The sequence below is a fragment of the Microbacterium sp. NPDC076911 genome (assembly GCF_040687125.1).
In the GTDB taxonomy this organism is placed as follows: Bacteria; Actinomycetota; Actinomycetes; order Actinomycetales; family Microbacteriaceae; genus Microbacterium.
Map to the genome: position 1 here is coordinate 63813 of NZ_JBFBMP010000006.1, position 13995 is coordinate 77807.

General features: G+C 60.4%; 12 protein-coding genes. 10 read left to right on the forward strand and 2 right to left on the reverse strand.

Annotated elements, in window-relative coordinates; genetic code table 11:
- Window positions 1–22: 22 nt before the first annotated feature.
- From dnaE to AB0O81_RS10755, 5 genes are all read left to right on the forward strand, one after another.
- Complete coding sequence (gene dnaE, locus AB0O81_RS10735) at window positions 23–3541, forward strand: DNA polymerase III subunit alpha (protein ID WP_363584081.1); 3519 nt, start codon at window positions 23–25, stop codon at window positions 3539–3541.
- A gap of 88 nt (window positions 3542–3629) precedes the next feature.
- Entirely contained in the window at window positions 3630–4664 is a 1035-nt protein-coding gene (locus tag AB0O81_RS10740) for a hypothetical protein (RefSeq protein WP_363584083.1), read from the forward strand.
- Complete coding sequence (gene hisD / locus AB0O81_RS10745; protein WP_363584085.1) at window positions 4664–5965, forward strand: histidinol dehydrogenase; 1302 nt, start codon at window positions 4664–4666, stop codon at window positions 5963–5965. Before AB0O81_RS10740 ends, hisD begins: the two co-directional genes overlap by 1 nt.
- A gap of 12 nt (window positions 5966–5977) precedes the next feature.
- Window positions 5978–6466 carry a transcriptional regulator NrdR gene (gene nrdR / locus AB0O81_RS10750; protein WP_363584087.1) on the forward strand — a complete coding sequence of 163 codons (489 nt, stop codon included), beginning with the start codon at window positions 5978–5980 and terminating at the stop codon, window positions 6464–6466.
- Window positions 6467–6531: 65 nt separating this feature from the next.
- Window positions 6532–7551, forward strand: coding sequence for a quinone-dependent dihydroorotate dehydrogenase (locus tag AB0O81_RS10755; RefSeq protein WP_363584089.1), 1020 nt, complete (start codon window positions 6532–6534; stop codon window positions 7549–7551).
- A 43-nt stretch (window positions 7552–7594) separates the two neighbouring features.
- Here the strand turns inward: AB0O81_RS10755 and AB0O81_RS10760 are convergent, their stop codons facing one another.
- Window positions 7595–8179, reverse strand: coding sequence for a DUF3043 domain-containing protein (locus AB0O81_RS10760; RefSeq protein ID WP_363584091.1), 585 nt, complete (start codon window positions 8177–8179; stop codon window positions 7595–7597).
- Between the two features lie 49 nt (window positions 8180–8228).
- On the opposite strand from AB0O81_RS10760, the gene AB0O81_RS10765 reads away from it, so the two are divergent.
- The 5 genes from AB0O81_RS10765 to AB0O81_RS10785 all read left to right on the forward strand — a co-directional run bounded on the left by AB0O81_RS10765 (window position 8229) and on the right by AB0O81_RS10785 (window position 13351).
- On the forward strand, window positions 8229–9620 hold the full coding sequence (locus AB0O81_RS10765) for a dipeptidase (protein WP_363584093.1): 1392 nt from the start codon (window positions 8229–8231) through the stop codon (window positions 9618–9620).
- Window positions 9621–9740: 120 nt separating this feature from the next.
- On the forward strand, window positions 9741–10106 hold the full coding sequence (locus tag AB0O81_RS10770) for an iron-sulfur cluster assembly accessory protein (protein ID WP_363584095.1): 366 nt from the start codon (window positions 9741–9743) through the stop codon (window positions 10104–10106).
- A gap of 159 nt (window positions 10107–10265) precedes the next feature.
- On the forward strand, window positions 10266–11150 hold the full coding sequence (gene coxB, locus AB0O81_RS10775) for a cytochrome c oxidase subunit II (RefSeq protein WP_363584098.1): 885 nt from the start codon (window positions 10266–10268) through the stop codon (window positions 11148–11150).
- Window positions 11151–11152: 2 nt separating this feature from the next.
- Window positions 11153–12916: a cytochrome c oxidase subunit I gene (ctaD, locus tag AB0O81_RS10780; RefSeq protein WP_363584100.1), complete on the forward strand. Its 1764-nt coding sequence runs from the start codon at window positions 11153–11155 to the stop codon at window positions 12914–12916.
- Window positions 12917–13351, forward strand: coding sequence for a cytochrome c oxidase subunit 4 (locus AB0O81_RS10785; protein ID WP_363584102.1), 435 nt, complete (start codon window positions 12917–12919; stop codon window positions 13349–13351). It begins immediately after the preceding gene.
- Window positions 13352–13436: 85 nt separating this feature from the next.
- On the opposite strand, the gene AB0O81_RS10790 is transcribed toward AB0O81_RS10785, so the two are convergent.
- Window positions 13437–13844: a rhodanese-like domain-containing protein gene (locus tag AB0O81_RS10790; protein WP_363584104.1), complete on the reverse strand. Its 408-nt coding sequence runs from the start codon at window positions 13842–13844 to the stop codon at window positions 13437–13439.
- Window positions 13845–13995 lie beyond the last annotated feature (151 nt).

Genomic DNA, 13995 nt, shown 5'->3' on the forward strand with positions numbered 1-13995 from the left:
GGCCCGAAGGTAGTCTCGTTGGGTGGCATCCGACTCCTTCGTACATCTGCACGTACACAGCGAATACTCGATGCTCGACGGGGCAGCGCGCATCAAGCCGATGATCGACGAAGCTGTGCGTCTTGACATGCCGGCGATCGCGGTCACCGACCACGGCAACACCTTCGCCGCGTTTGAGTTCTATCGAACCGCGAAAGACGCCGGTATCAAGCCGATCATCGGCATCGAGGCCTACGTCACGCCCGGAACCCACCGCTCCGACAAAGCTCGAGTCAAGTGGGGCTCACCGGAACAAAGCCGCGACGATGTCTCGGGTGCAGGTGCCTACACCCACATGACGCTGCTGTCCGAGTCGACCGAAGGCATGCACAACCTGTTCCGGCTGTCATCGCTTTCTTCGCTCGAGGGCTACTACTTCAAGCCCCGCATGGACCGGGAGATTCTGCAGAAATATTCCAAGGGACTCATCGCCACTACGGGGTGCCCGTCTGGTGAGGTGCAGACCAGGCTGCGACTTGGCCAATACGATGCGGCTCGCGCCGCAGCCGCAGAGTTCCAAGATATCTTCGGCAAAGAGAACTACTTTGCCGAAGTGATGGACCACGGACTCGACATCGAACGTCGAATCATGAGCGATCTGCTGAAGATCTCCAAAGACCTCGATATTCCACTTGTCGGCACGAATGACCTGCACTACACCCACCAGCACGACGCATCGGCACACGCGGCGTTGCTGTGCGTTCAGTCCGGCTCGACGATCGATGACCCCAAACGCTTCAAGTTCGACGGCGATGGCTACTACGTCAAGTCGGCCGCCGAAATGCGTCAGGTGTTCCGTGACAAGCCCGAGGCCTGCGACAACACGCTTCTCATCGCCGAGCGCTGCGACGTCGAATTCAATACCAGCGCAAACTACATGCCACGATTCCCGGTGCCAGCGGGCGAGACCGAAGAGTCTTGGTTCGTGAAGGAAATCGAGACCGGGCTGCACTACCGCTACCCGGGCGGAATTCCTGATGCCGTGCGTCAGCAAGCCGAGTACGAAACCGGCGTCATCATCCAGATGGGTTTTCCCGGCTATTTCTTGGTCGTTGCCGACTTCATCAACTGGGCTAAGACCAACGGTATTCGAGTCGGGCCTGGACGAGGCTCGGGTGCCGGCTCCATGGTCGCCTATGCGATGAAGATTACCGACCTTGATCCGCTGCAGCACGGCCTGATCTTCGAGAGATTCCTCAACCCCGACCGCGTCTCAATGCCCGACTTCGACGTGGACTTCGACGACCGGCGCCGCGGCGAAGTCATTCAGTACGTGACCGAGAAGTACGGCGACGAGCGTGTCGCTCAGATCGTGACCTACGGCACGATCAAAGCGAAGCAAGCTTTGAAAGATGCTGGTCGAGTGCTGGGCTTCCCTTTCAGCATGGGAGACAAGCTCACCAAGGCGATGCCCCCCGCCGTGATGGGCAAGGACATGCCGCTGGAGGGCATGTTCGACAAGAGTCACGCGAGATTCAAAGAGGCATCCGAGTTCCGGACCCTCATTGAGACAGACCCCGAAGCGAAGACGGTCTTTGACACCGCCGTCGGGCTGGAGAATCTCAAACGACAATGGGGCGTGCACGCCGCTGGCGTGATCATGTCGAGCGAGCCACTCATCGACATCATTCCCATCATGCGCCGCGAGCAAGACGGTCAGATCGTCACGCAGTTCGATTATCCGTCGTGTGAGGCGCTCGGGCTGATCAAGATGGACTTCTTGGGGCTGCGAAACCTCACCATCATCAACGACGCGCTCGACAACATCGAAGCCAACCGCGGCCATCCCCTCGTGCTCGAAGATCTCTCGCTTGACGACAAGGGCGCATACGAATTGCTCTCACGAGGAGACACCCTCGGCGTCTTCCAACTCGATGGCGGCCCGATGCGGTCATTGCTGCGCCTGCTTAAGCCTGACAACTTCGAAGACATCTCTGCTGTGATCGCGCTCTACCGGCCAGGGCCGATGGGAGCGAACTCACACATCAATTACGCGCTGCGAAAGAACGGCCAGCAAGAGATCACTCCGATCCACCCCGAATTCACCGAGTCGCTCGCCGAGATTCTCGACACCAGCTACGGCCTGATCATCTACCAAGAGCAGGTGATGGCGATTGCGCAGAAGGTGGCTGGCTTCAGTCTCGGACAAGCCGATATTCTGCGCCGCGCGATGGGCAAGAAAAAGAAGTCAGAGCTCGACAAGCAGTTCGAGGGTTTTGAAGCGGGCATGCACGCCAATGGCTATTCGGATGCTGCGATCAAGATGCTCTGGGACATCTTGCTCCCGTTCTCGGACTACGCGTTCAACAAAGCCCACTCGGCTGCATACGGGCTTGTCTCGTATTGGACGGCCTATCTCAAAGCCCACTACCCGGCCGAGTACATGGCCGCGCTGCTGACCAGCGTTGGTGACTCCAAAGACAAGATGGCGGTGTACCTCAACGAGTGTCGTCGTATGGGCATCAAAGTGCTGCCACCGGATGTGGGCCAATCGATCCGCTTCTTTGCCGCTGTTGGCGAAGACATCCGCTTCGGGTTGGGTGCGGTGCGCAACGTGGGCTCGAACGTTGTCGACGGCATCGTCTCCTCTCGCGCCGACGAGAGCTTTGTGAGCTTCCATGACTTCCTCACGAAGGTTCCGATGCATGTGTCGAACAAGAGGACGATTGAATCGCTGATCAAGGCGGGCGCGTTCGACTCGCTCGGCTCCACACGTCGAGCGCTCATGGAAATCCACGAGGATGCCACCGAAGCTGCGGTCGACAGCAAGCGAAAAGCAGCTACCGGGGCCATCGGCTTCGACTTCGACAGCCTTTACGACGAGACAGAAGAGATTGCGCCGGCGAAGGTGCCCGACCGTCCCGAGTGGACTAAGAAAGACAAACTCGCATTCGAGCGCGAAATGCTGGGCTTGTACGTCTCCGACCATCCGCTCGCCGGGCTGGAGGTGCCACTCGCGAAGCATGCGTCGATCAGCATCCATGACCTTCTTGCTTCGGAGGACTTGAACGACGGTGATCAGGTAACCGTCGCGGGTCTGGTCACCAGCGTGCAGCATCGAGTGGCAAAGGCGAGCGGCAACCCCTACGGCATGATCACTATCGAGGACTTCGACGGCGAGGTGACGGTGATGTTCATGGGAAAAACCTATGCCGAGTTCTCATCGACGTTGATAGCCGACTCGATTCTCGCGGTGCGCGGGCGGGTGTCGCGACGCGATGATGGCTTGAACCTGCACGCCCAGTCGGCATTCACACCGGATTTGGGTGCAGTGGATGCTTCAGGCCCCCTCTCCCTCTTGGTTCCCGAGCATCGTGCGACTCAGCAGCTGGTAGAAGAGCTTGCGCAAGTGCTCAGCCGCCATCAGGGCACCACCGAGGTGACGTTGCGACTGCATAAAGGTGGTGTCGCGAAGGTGTTCGAAGTGCCGATGCCCGTTTCGGTGACCGCCGACCTTTTCGGCGAACTGAAAGGGCTACTCGGGCCGCAATGTCTCGGGTGATCTCATCGACACCTCATCTCGATCCGGCCGCGCGCCGTTAGGATCGAAGAAGACTTAGGCCGCGCTCGCGTGGCAAGAAGGGAAGATTGTGACGGACGACAAGCTCGCAGAAAACTCCGATGTGGAAGCACTGGATCACACCGACGCTGCGGCAAAAAGCACGGTCGACGAGGTCGAGGCGGCCACCACGCCAGAGCACGCGCCAGAGCACGCGCCACAGTACGGCGTCGGACCATTCTCGATTCGCGAGGTTGCGCTGATCGGCGTGTGGGTGGCGGCTGTCATCGTGTCGTTCTTCTCGATCAGCACGTTGCGTTTTGACTCAGTATGGACATCAGGGCTGCAGTGGATTCTCACTATTGGTGTGCCGACCGCGGCTGTATTCCTGGTTGTATTGCGGCGCCTGTCGCCGCTGGGGATTCGTCGAGTTGGATCGCTGGGCATCGATCAGTTCGCCTCGGTCGCGTTCAGCGTTTCGAGCGTGCTGTGGGCTCAGTCGATCTGGGAGACAGTCGCGTTTGCCGGCAGCACCGGGCAGTGGGTGCGCACCTGGGTGATCTGGGTGTCGTTCTTCTTGATGATGGCAGGCGTCTTCCTTACGGTGTTCGCGCCGTTCATCTCGCCGATTGACGAAGACTTCGTGGGCCGCGAAGAGGTGCCTGCGCACCGCAATGCACGTCCGATTCGAGCGATTTCGCCGCGTCCGGCGCCGGTCGCAGCTGCTGTCGATCCCGCTTCGGTTGAAGACAGCGACAAGGCAACGGAGCCGGTCGATGCCGACTCCGAGATCGCTGCTGACGATAGCGTGACTGGCGCTTACACGGCCGAGGAGATTGCAATCGTTGACGCAGGCGAGAGTGGCGAAGATGCCGCGGTCGAGCTCACAGATGCCGATGCCGATGGTGATGGCGCTCCTGTCGCTGAGCCTGTGCGCCAGCAAGCCTTCTGGGCTCTCGCGCCGGAAGAGCGCGATGTGGTCGACGAACTCGGTGCGCCCCTGTTCCGTGTCGGTCCCACCGCATGGGCCCTCGTGATTGAAGACCGCGGTGCGAGCTTCGTCGTGCGTCACGAAGATGGCCGCACGGGAGTTCTCAATGATGTGTCGGGAGTGACCCGCGGCTAATGCTTCGCATCATTGACCTGCGCGGGCGCACCATGACGCCCCTCGAACTGCTCGCTACTGTGCCCCGCGCAAGCGCGGCGCGAAACGATGCCCTGGCCGTTGCCGCCGAGATTGTCGCTGACGTTAAGGCGCGCGGCGAGGTTTCGCTGCGCGAGCAAGCAGAGCGGTTCGATCATGTGTCAGGTCACGAGCTGCGCGTGCCAGCGTCTCACCTCGATGAGGCGCTGGCAGGCCTCGACCCCGCTGTGCGCAGCGCTCTTGAGGAAGCGATCGCGCGTGTGCGGGCAGCATCCGCCGCGCAGGTTCCCCCGGCCGTGGTCACCGAACTTGGCGCAGGTGCCCGCGTCACGCAACGTTGGCAGCCGGTGCGCAGAGTCGGACTCTACGTTCCCGGCGGAAAAGCCGTGTACCCCTCGAGCGTGGTCATGAATGTCGTCCCGGCTCAGGTCGCGGGTGTCACCCAGATTGCTCTCGCCTCACCGCCTCAGTCGGAATTTGGTGGCCGTGTTCACCCGGTGATTCTGGGCGCTGCACGATTGCTCGGTGTCGAAGAGGTCTACGCCATTGGGGGAGCAGGAGCCATTGGTGCGTTTGCGCACGGAGTGGTTGACCTCGACCTTGAACCGGTAGATGTGGTGACGGGCCCGGGTAACAACTTCGTCGCCGCTGCAAAGCGCGCCGTTGCAGGTCTGGTCGGCACGGATTCTGAAGCTGGAGCGACTGAGATTCTGATCGTCGCTGACGATGCCGCCGACGCGCGGCTTGTGGCTGTTGATCTCATCAGCCAAGCCGAGCACGACGAACAGGCTTCCGCGGTGTTGGTTGCGACCTCCGTTCGGCTTGCTGAGGCAGTGCAAGCTGAGATCACGGCGCGAACCCCGGGCACGCGACACGCCGATCGCATCACGGCCGCGTGTGAGGGGGTGCAGTCCGCGATCGTGCTGGTAGACGACATCGAGACTGCCACTGCATTCAGTAACGCCTATGCGCCCGAGCACCTTGAGTTGCATCTCGAAGACGCTCGTCCCGAAGATTTTGTTCACGCTGGTGCGGTGTTTGTTGGGCCGAATTCACCGGTCAGCCTGGGGGATTACCTCGCAGGAAGCAACCACGTGTTGCCGACGGGGGGACAGGCCCGCTACTCGGCAGGACTATCTGCGTCGACCTTCTTGCGGCCTCAGCAGGTCATCGACTACGACCGCGACGCCTTGCAGGCGGTGCGCGCCGCGATCGTGACGCTGGCCGAGGCAGAGGCGCTTCCTGCGCACGGCGAAGCGGTGACGGCCCGGTTCGAGGCGTAGTCTGGCCCTCTTATGCATTGCCCGTTCTGCCGCCATTCCGATTCTCGTGTTATCGACTCGCGCACCAGCGACGACGGACTGAGTATTCGTCGCCGCAGACAGTGTCCGCAGTGCGGTGGCCGTTTCACTACGGTCGAAACAGCAAGCCTTAACGTCATTAAGCGCTCGGGCGTCATCGAGCCGTTCAGCCGTGAGAAGGTCATGTCGGGTGTGCGCAAGGCGTGCCAGGGGCGTCCCGTTACCGAGGGCGATCTTGCCGTATTGGCCCAGACGGTCGAAGAATCGATCCGTCAGACCGGCACTTCGCAACTTGATGCGAATGAGATCGGCTTGGCAATTCTGCAGCCCTTGCGCGACCTCGATGAAGTCGCCTATCTCCGGTTCGCGAGTGTGTATCAAGCCTTTGATTCGCTTGAAGATTTCGAGGCGGCGATCGCTCAACTTCGGTTGGACCACCCCCGCACGCGCGGTGAACGTGACGCCGCATCCGTTCTCGACTAGCTTGCTCGCGCACGAACGGCTCGCGGTGTGATGAGCTCCGCTTGCGAACGGCTAGCCTGGAGACGATGTATCCCTTCATCTTTCGCACCGTGTTCGCGCGTATGGATCCCGAAACTGCCCATCACGCCGCAATGTTGTTCATTCGTGTGCTCGGTGTTCCGCCGTTCTCATGGGCAGCCCGCCGTCTGACCGCTCCTGCACCGGAACTCGCCACTGCCGCGCTCGGCCTCACTTTCGATTCGCCATTCGGGGTCGCGGCGGGCTTTGACAAAGATGTGAAGGGGGCAGCAGGTCTCTACTCGCTCGGTTTCGGCCATGTCGAGGTGGGTACTCTCACCGCCATACCGCAAGAGGGGAACCCGCGGCCGCGACTGTTCCGATTGATTCCCGATCGTGCTGTCATCAACCGCATGGGTTTCAACAACAGCGGTGCCGAGCAAGCAGCTCGGCGCTTGACGAAACTCCGCAGGCGGTCAAAGCGTGCGGTGTTGGGCGTCAACATTGGCAAGAGCCGTGTGGTCGAAGTAGAAGACGCAACCGCCGACTATGTGCAGAGCGCGTCGCTGCTCGCGCCGTTGGCTGATTATCTTGTCGTCAATGTTTCGTCTCCGAATACTCCTGGCTTGCGCGGATTGCAAGCAGTAGAGACGCTACGGCCGTTATTGAGTGCGGTGCACGAGGCAGCCGGTTCAGTTCCGCTCTTGGTGAAGATCGCGCCGGATCTTCCAGACGATGAGGTCACCGCCGTTGCGCAGCTGGCCGTCGACCTCGGCTTGGCTGGATTGATTGCGACGAATACAACGATCGTCCGGGACGGACTCATCTCTGACGATGCTGTGGTTCAGGCGGCAGGCGCGGGCGGCCTTTCGGGCGCACCGCTGAAGGCGCGGTCACTTGAAGTTCTGCGCCTCGTGCGCGCCGCTGTTCCGGCGGAGTTCTGCGTGATATCTGCCGGGGGAGTTGAAACTGGCGCTGATGTCGAAGAACGTATTAAAGCCGGCGCGAACCTCGTCCAGGGCTACACCGCATTCCTCTACCGTGGCCCACTCTGGGCGCGCCAGATCAATCAGGCGCTAGCAAAGTAAAAGGCGCGCGCTGAGAGTTCAGCACGCGCCTCTGGAAGCTGGTCTACGAGACCGGGCGTCCGCCGATCTTGACCTGCGGCTTGGGTAGGCGCAGGAATCGCATTTGGATGCTGCGCATTGCGGAGTACCACCCGAGGCCCTTCTCCACCTTGCCTTCGCCAAATTTCTCCTTGGCAGCGCGCTTGACGCGGATCGACGTGATGACCATGTCGCCGACAACGAAGAAGATGAAGATCCAGAGCGCCACGAACGAATAGAACTGCACCTCGGTGCTCGGAATGAATGTGGCGAAGATCACCACAACCATGGCTGGCATAACCGCTTCGCCCAGGTGGAAACCGCGGTCTACGAAGTCACGAACAAACTTGCGCTGCGGTCCTTGGTCACGAACGGGCAGGTAGCGGGGATCGCCGGCAGCCATGCCGACCCGTGCTTTCTCGCGCTGAGCGGCGAGCTCGGCCTTGGCGCGAGCTTTCGCTTCTTTGCTGTCGGGCACCAGCGGGCGCTTTCGAGCGGCCTCTTGCTCGGCTCGGCTCGGGGTCGGGCGACCCTTGCCGGTCGCTGACGACTCGGCCGAAGAGTCGGCTGGAACGTCGTTCGGTGCGGGGGCGGCGGGTGTCTTAGCCACGGGTGAATCCTCGATGATTGTGAACAGGTGTGGGCTTAAGATTACCCGCATGACCACTGAGCTTTCTCGACAAGACGCTGTGCGCGCTGCTGCGGCGTCCGGAATCCCCGTCGCCCTCGCCGATCTCGGCGCTCTTGTGCGCATTCCTTCGATCGCATTTCCAGGCTTCGATCCTGGCGCCGTAGCGCAGAGTGCCGAGGCAGTCGCGGCGCTGGTGCGCGAGCTCGAACTGTTCGATTCCGTGGAGATTCGCAACGCCGTGATTGCTGACACCGGCGAAGCCGGCCAGCCAGCAGTGCTGGCGACGCGTGCCGCGCGCAACGGCCGCCCGACGATCCTGCTGTATGCGCATCACGACGTTCAGCCTGTCGGTGACGAGTCGCTGTGGGAATCGCCGCCATTCGAGCCGACGTTGCGAGCTGGGCGCTTGTACGGGCGCGGAGCAGCCGATGACAAGGCCGGGATCATGGCGCACATCGCGGCGCTACGCGCGCTGAAAGAAGCCCTCGGTAGCGATTTCGACCTGGGCGTGGTGCTGTTCTTCGAGGGGGAAGAGGAGGCGGGGTCTCGTTCTTTCGCTCAATTCCTCTCCGACAACGCCGACGCCTTGCGCGCCGACGTCATTGTCGTCGCCGATTCTGGTAACTGGGATGCGACCACGCCCGCGCTCACCGTCTCGCTGCGAGGAAACACCCGGTTCACCCTGAAGGTGCGCACGCTCGAGCACGCTTCCCATTCCGGAATGTTTGGGGGCGCCGTCCCTGACGCCATGCTCGCGACAGTGAAGATGCTGTCGACGCTCTGGGACGATGATGGTGCTGTCGCCGTATCAGGGCTCACCGAAAGGGATGCGGAGACACCTGACTACGGCGAAGAAACGTTGCGTGATGAGGCTGGACTGCCCGAGGGGGTTTCGCCGATCGGTCGGGGCAGCATTCTCAGCCGAATCTGGAACAAGCCCTCGATCACGATCACCGGAATCGACGCTCCGAGTGTCGCGAACGCATCCAACACATTGACCCCAGAGGTAACCGTCGTGATCAGCGCGCGTGTGGCCCCCGGCCAGCCCGCACGCGAGGCGTATGCCGCTGTGGAGGCTCATCTGCGTGCCAACGCGACGTTCGGTGCACAGCTGGAGTTCGTCGATCAAGACTTTGGTGATGCGTTCCTCGTTGACACCAGCGGCTGGGCTGTTTCGGCTGCGCGTGCCGCACTCCACAACGGCTACGGTGTTGAACCGGTTGATATCGGTGTGGGCGGATCGATCCCGTTCATCGCGGATCTCGTCCGGGAGTTTCCCGCTGCGCAGATTCTTGTGACTGGCGTCGAAGATCCGCACGCGAAAGCGCATAGTCCCAACGAATCGCTTCATCTCGATACTTTCCGCAATGCCGTTGCATCGGAGGCTCTGCTGCTCGAGGCCCTCGATTCTCGCGAGTGAAACCAGTGTTCCGGCGCGAGAGCGCTTGTGAGCGATTGGAGCGATTCCAGGCTCGCTGCCAAGCAGCGGGCGTACAATCGACATATCAAGCCGCGCGAGCGGCCCGTCCGGAGGAGTGCCATGACAGACACCGCGCTGACAACCGATGCAACCACCCGCGAGCACGGCGTTTCATTGACTAACGACGCTGCGCTGAAGGTGAAGAGCCTGCTTGGCCAAGAAGGCCGCGATGACCTGCGATTGCGAGTTGCCGTGCAGCCTGGCGGTTGCAGTGGTCTGATCTACCAGCTGTATTTCGACGAGCGCTATCTTGATGGTGACAAGACAGTGGATTTCGACGGCGTCGAGGTCATCATCGATGACATGAGCGTGCCATATCTCGACGGTGCGACGATCGACTTCAAAGACACGATCGCGGAACAGGGCTTCACGATCGACAATCCGAACGCTGCCGGTAGCTGCGCCTGTGGAGACAGCTTCCACTGATCGCACCACTTTTTTGGCAGGCCCGGAGAGCTCCTAGAGCACTTCGGGCCTGTTTTTTGTGGCGACATATCTTTGATCAAACTGGGTGGATGGCCTGAATCGGCTGGATGCTTGCCATAGACTGACTACAGTCCTGTCCGCGAACTGGAAAGGTGCATTGTGCCCTCGAAACGCCGCCTCCGCTGGGCCGTACTCCCTGTGGGGATTGCTACGGCCGCAGTACTTGCCGGGTGCACCCCCACTGAGCTCAACGGTTACCTTCCTGGGTTCATCGAGGACGGTGCCGCCACAACGAACCGAACCGAGATGGTTTCGGGCTTGTGGGTGAACTCTTGGATCGTGCTGCTCGTCGTTGGCGTCATCACCTGGGGTCTCATGGGATGGGCGGCGATCGTCTACCGTCGTCGGCGTGGGCAGTCGGGGCTTCCCGTTCAGCTTCGCTACAACATGCCAATCGAGATTTTCTACACGGTGATCCCGCTGATCTTGGTGATCGGCTTCTTCGCATTCACCGCGCGCGATCAGACGATTCTTGAGACTCAGTACGAAGACCCTGATGTGGAAATCACCGCCATTGCAAAGCAGTGGGCGTGGGACTTCCAATACACCGCAGACAACGACGCCGACACGGTGTGGACCATGGGTGTTCAGGCGCAGACTGACGAACAGGGAAACATTCTCAACGAGTTGCCCACCCTCGTGCTTCCCGTCGACCAGGAAGTGAAGATCACCCTGCAGTCGCGCGACGTGATCCACTCTTTCTGGATCATCGACTTCTTGTACAAGAAGGACATGTACATCGGCAAGGACAACTACTGGTCCTTCACGCCGACTCGTGAAGGTGAGTACGCCGGTAAGTGCGCTGAGCTGTGCGGTGAGTATCACTCGATGATGCTGTTCAACGTCAACGTCGTCAGCCAGGCCGAGTACGAGAGCTACCTTGCTTCGCTCGAGGCAGCGGGTCAGACCGGTGACATCACTGAAGAATACGATCGTTTGCAGAACCTGCCGGGCACCGGCGCCAGTGAAGACGGAGAACAGTAATCATGGCGACGACGCTTCCGCTTGAAGACACCTCGGCTGGGCGCCCCACTACGCTCCCGCCGCGGCAGGCTTCGCTGATGAGCTCCTCACGCGTGGAGGAAAAAGGCAACATCATCGTCAAGTGGATCACGTCCACTGACCACAAGACCATCGGTTACATGTATCTCATCGCTTCGGTGATGTTCTTCATGCTCGGCGGTGTGATGGCGTTGCTGATTCGCGCCGAGCTGTTTGAGCCCGGCATGCAGATCATTCCGACCAAAGAGCAGTACAACCAGCTCTTCACGATGCACGGCACGATCATGCTGCTCATGTTCGCGACTCCCTTGTTTGCAGGTTTTGCAAACGCGATTCTTCCGCTGCAGATCGGGGCGCCTGACGTCGCATTCCCGCGTTTGAACGCATTCGCATTCTGGCTGTTCCTTTTCGGCTCGACGATCGCTGTATCCGGCTTCCTCACCCCGCAGGGAGCAGCCGGCTTCGGCTGGTTCGCGTATCAACCTTTGGCGAACGCGTCGTTCTCGCCGGGGGTCGGCGGAAACCTGTGGATGCTCGGTCTCGGTATGAGCGGTTTCGGAACGATTCTTGGTGCTGTGAACTTCATCACCACGATCGTGACCATGCGCGCTCCGGGTATGACGATGTGGCGCATGCCGATCTTCACCTGGAACACTCTCGTCACCAGCATTCTGATCCTGATGGCTTTCCCGGTGCTGGCAGCGGCAATCCTCGCCGCCGCATCCGACCGTATCCTCGGCTCCCATATCTATGACCCGGCAAACGGTGGTGTGATTCTCTGGCAACACCTGTTCTGGTTCTTCGGCCATCCTGAGGTGTACATCATCGCGTTGCCGTTCTTCGGTATCGTCTCGGAGATCTTCCCGGCCTTCAGCCGCAAGCCGATCTTCGGATACAAGACGCTCGTCTACGCCACGATTGCCATCGCAGCGCTGTCGGTGGCTGTGTGGGCGCACCACATGTACGTGACCGGCGCTGTATTGTTGCCCTTCTTCGCTTTGATGACAATGCTCATCGCGGTGCCAACGGGTGTGAAGATCTTCAACTGGATCGGCACGTTGTGGCGAGGGTCAATCACCTTTGAAACGCCGATGGTGTTTGCACTGGGCTTCCTGGTTTCGTTCGTTTTCGGTGGCCTGACCGGTGTCATCTTGGCTTCACCGCCATTGACCTTCCACACTTCCGATTCGTACTTCGTCGTGGCGCACTTCCACTATGTGGTCTTCGGTACCGTCGTGTTCGCGATGTTCGCTGGATTCTATTTCTGGTGGCCCAAGTGGACCGGCAAGATGCTCAACGAGCGCATCGGCATGGTTCACTTCTGGATGCTGTTCATCGGTTTCCACATGACCTTCCTCATCCAGCACTGGTTGGGCGTTGACGGCATGGTTCGCCGCTACGCTGACTATTCCGCTGCGGATGGCTGGACTTGGCAGAACCAGGTGTCGACAGTTGGTGCGATTATTCTTGGCGCATCGATGATTCCATTCCTGTTCAACGTCTGGATCACCGCCAGAAAGGCGCCGAAGGTCACGGTCAACGACCCATGGGGGTATGGTGGCTCGCTCGAGTGGGCGACGTCTTGCCCGCCGCCGCGCCACAACTTCACCTCGATTCCCCGTATTCGCAGTGAGCGACCCGCATTCGACCTGAACCACCCAGAGGCAGCCGTGCCGGTCGGAGTGGGGCCGGCGAAGGATGCTCCTGATACCCCGGTTGTAGATGTCGAGACAGGAGAGGTTAAGTAGATGCGCACCAATACCGGTCTATGGTGGTTGCTCACCGTCTTCTTCTTCCTCGTGACGGTGATGTATACGGTATGGAACATCGTTGCTCACGCAGATCGTCCTTGGTACAACGCGATTGAGTGGGTCGGCACGACTGCGTTGCTCTTCACTTCACTCATGTCGGCGCTCATTGCCTTCTATATCGGTCGCGTGCACGCCGCACAGGGTGGCGAACTGCCAGAAGACAATCTGATGGCTGATATCGACGATGGTGACCCAGAGCTGGGTGAGTTCAGCCCTTGGTCCTGGTGGCCGATTGTGCTCGCAGCATCAGCGGCGCTGGCCATGATGGGGCTGGCAGTTGGAGCATGGATGATGCCCATCGGTCTCGCCGTGTTCGTCGTCGCGATCGTGGGTTGGGTCTACGAGTACTACCGCGGATACTTCGCTCGCTGATCTGGTTCTCAAAAGCGGTGTGCCTCTTGCTCAAGAGGCACACCGTTTTGTACTTGTGGGTATTAAGCGGCTTCGTCCCCAGCGGTCAGGAACGGACGACCATGACTAGTGGATCGAACTGTCGAGGCAGGGCGCCCTCGTCGTTCTCCAACGGCTGGCCCTCTCGCCCCCAGTACTCGTAGCCACCAATCATCTCGCGCACTGAGTAGCCCTGCTTGGCGAATTCGAGAGCTCCCTTCGCACCCGCGTTGCATCCAGGGCTCCAGCAGTAGACGACAACGGGCAGATCACCATCGATCTCTTGTGACGCACGCTCAGCTATCTGGGCGTAGGGCATGTGCATGGCGCCAACAATCCTCCCTTGTGACCACGCCTCATCGCTGCGCACGTCGACGAGCACAAAGGCGTCACCGGCCTTTTGGGCGGCGTACACATCCGACGCGTCGGTCTCGAGGCTGAGCTTTGCGGTGAAGAAGGTCATGGCGTCTGTCATGGGTCCACGCTAGTTCTTCAAAACGACCCGAACCAGACGCGAGAGCGCCAGCATACGCACGATTACTGCCGCGTTGCCCATGCCGACGCAACGCAGAACGCCCCTTCGGCATCCCGAGAATCGGGGGAGCGGCAGGGGCGATCTGCGTTGC

Coding starts and splice junctions, on each gene's coding strand:
- hisD (WP_363584085.1), top strand. CDS start 4,664: ATGCTTCGCATCATTGACCTGCGCGGGCGCACCATGACGCCCCTCGAA.
- nrdR (WP_363584087.1), top strand. CDS start 5,978: ATGCATTGCCCGTTCTGCCGCCATTCCGATTCTCGTGTTATCGACTCG.
- AB0O81_RS10755 (WP_363584089.1), top strand. CDS start 6,532: ATGTATCCCTTCATCTTTCGCACCGTGTTCGCGCGTATGGATCCCGAA.
- AB0O81_RS10765 (WP_363584093.1), top strand. CDS start 8,229: ATGACCACTGAGCTTTCTCGACAAGACGCTGTGCGCGCTGCTGCGGCG.
- AB0O81_RS10770 (WP_363584095.1), top strand. CDS start 9,741: ATGACAGACACCGCGCTGACAACCGATGCAACCACCCGCGAGCACGGC.
- ctaD (WP_363584100.1), top strand. CDS start 11,153: ATGGCGACGACGCTTCCGCTTGAAGACACCTCGGCTGGGCGCCCCACT.
- AB0O81_RS10785 (WP_363584102.1), top strand. CDS start 12,917: ATGCGCACCAATACCGGTCTATGGTGGTTGCTCACCGTCTTCTTCTTC.
- AB0O81_RS10790 (WP_363584104.1), bottom strand. CDS start 13,844: ATGACAGACGCCATGACCTTCTTCACCGCAAAGCTCAGCCTCGAGACC.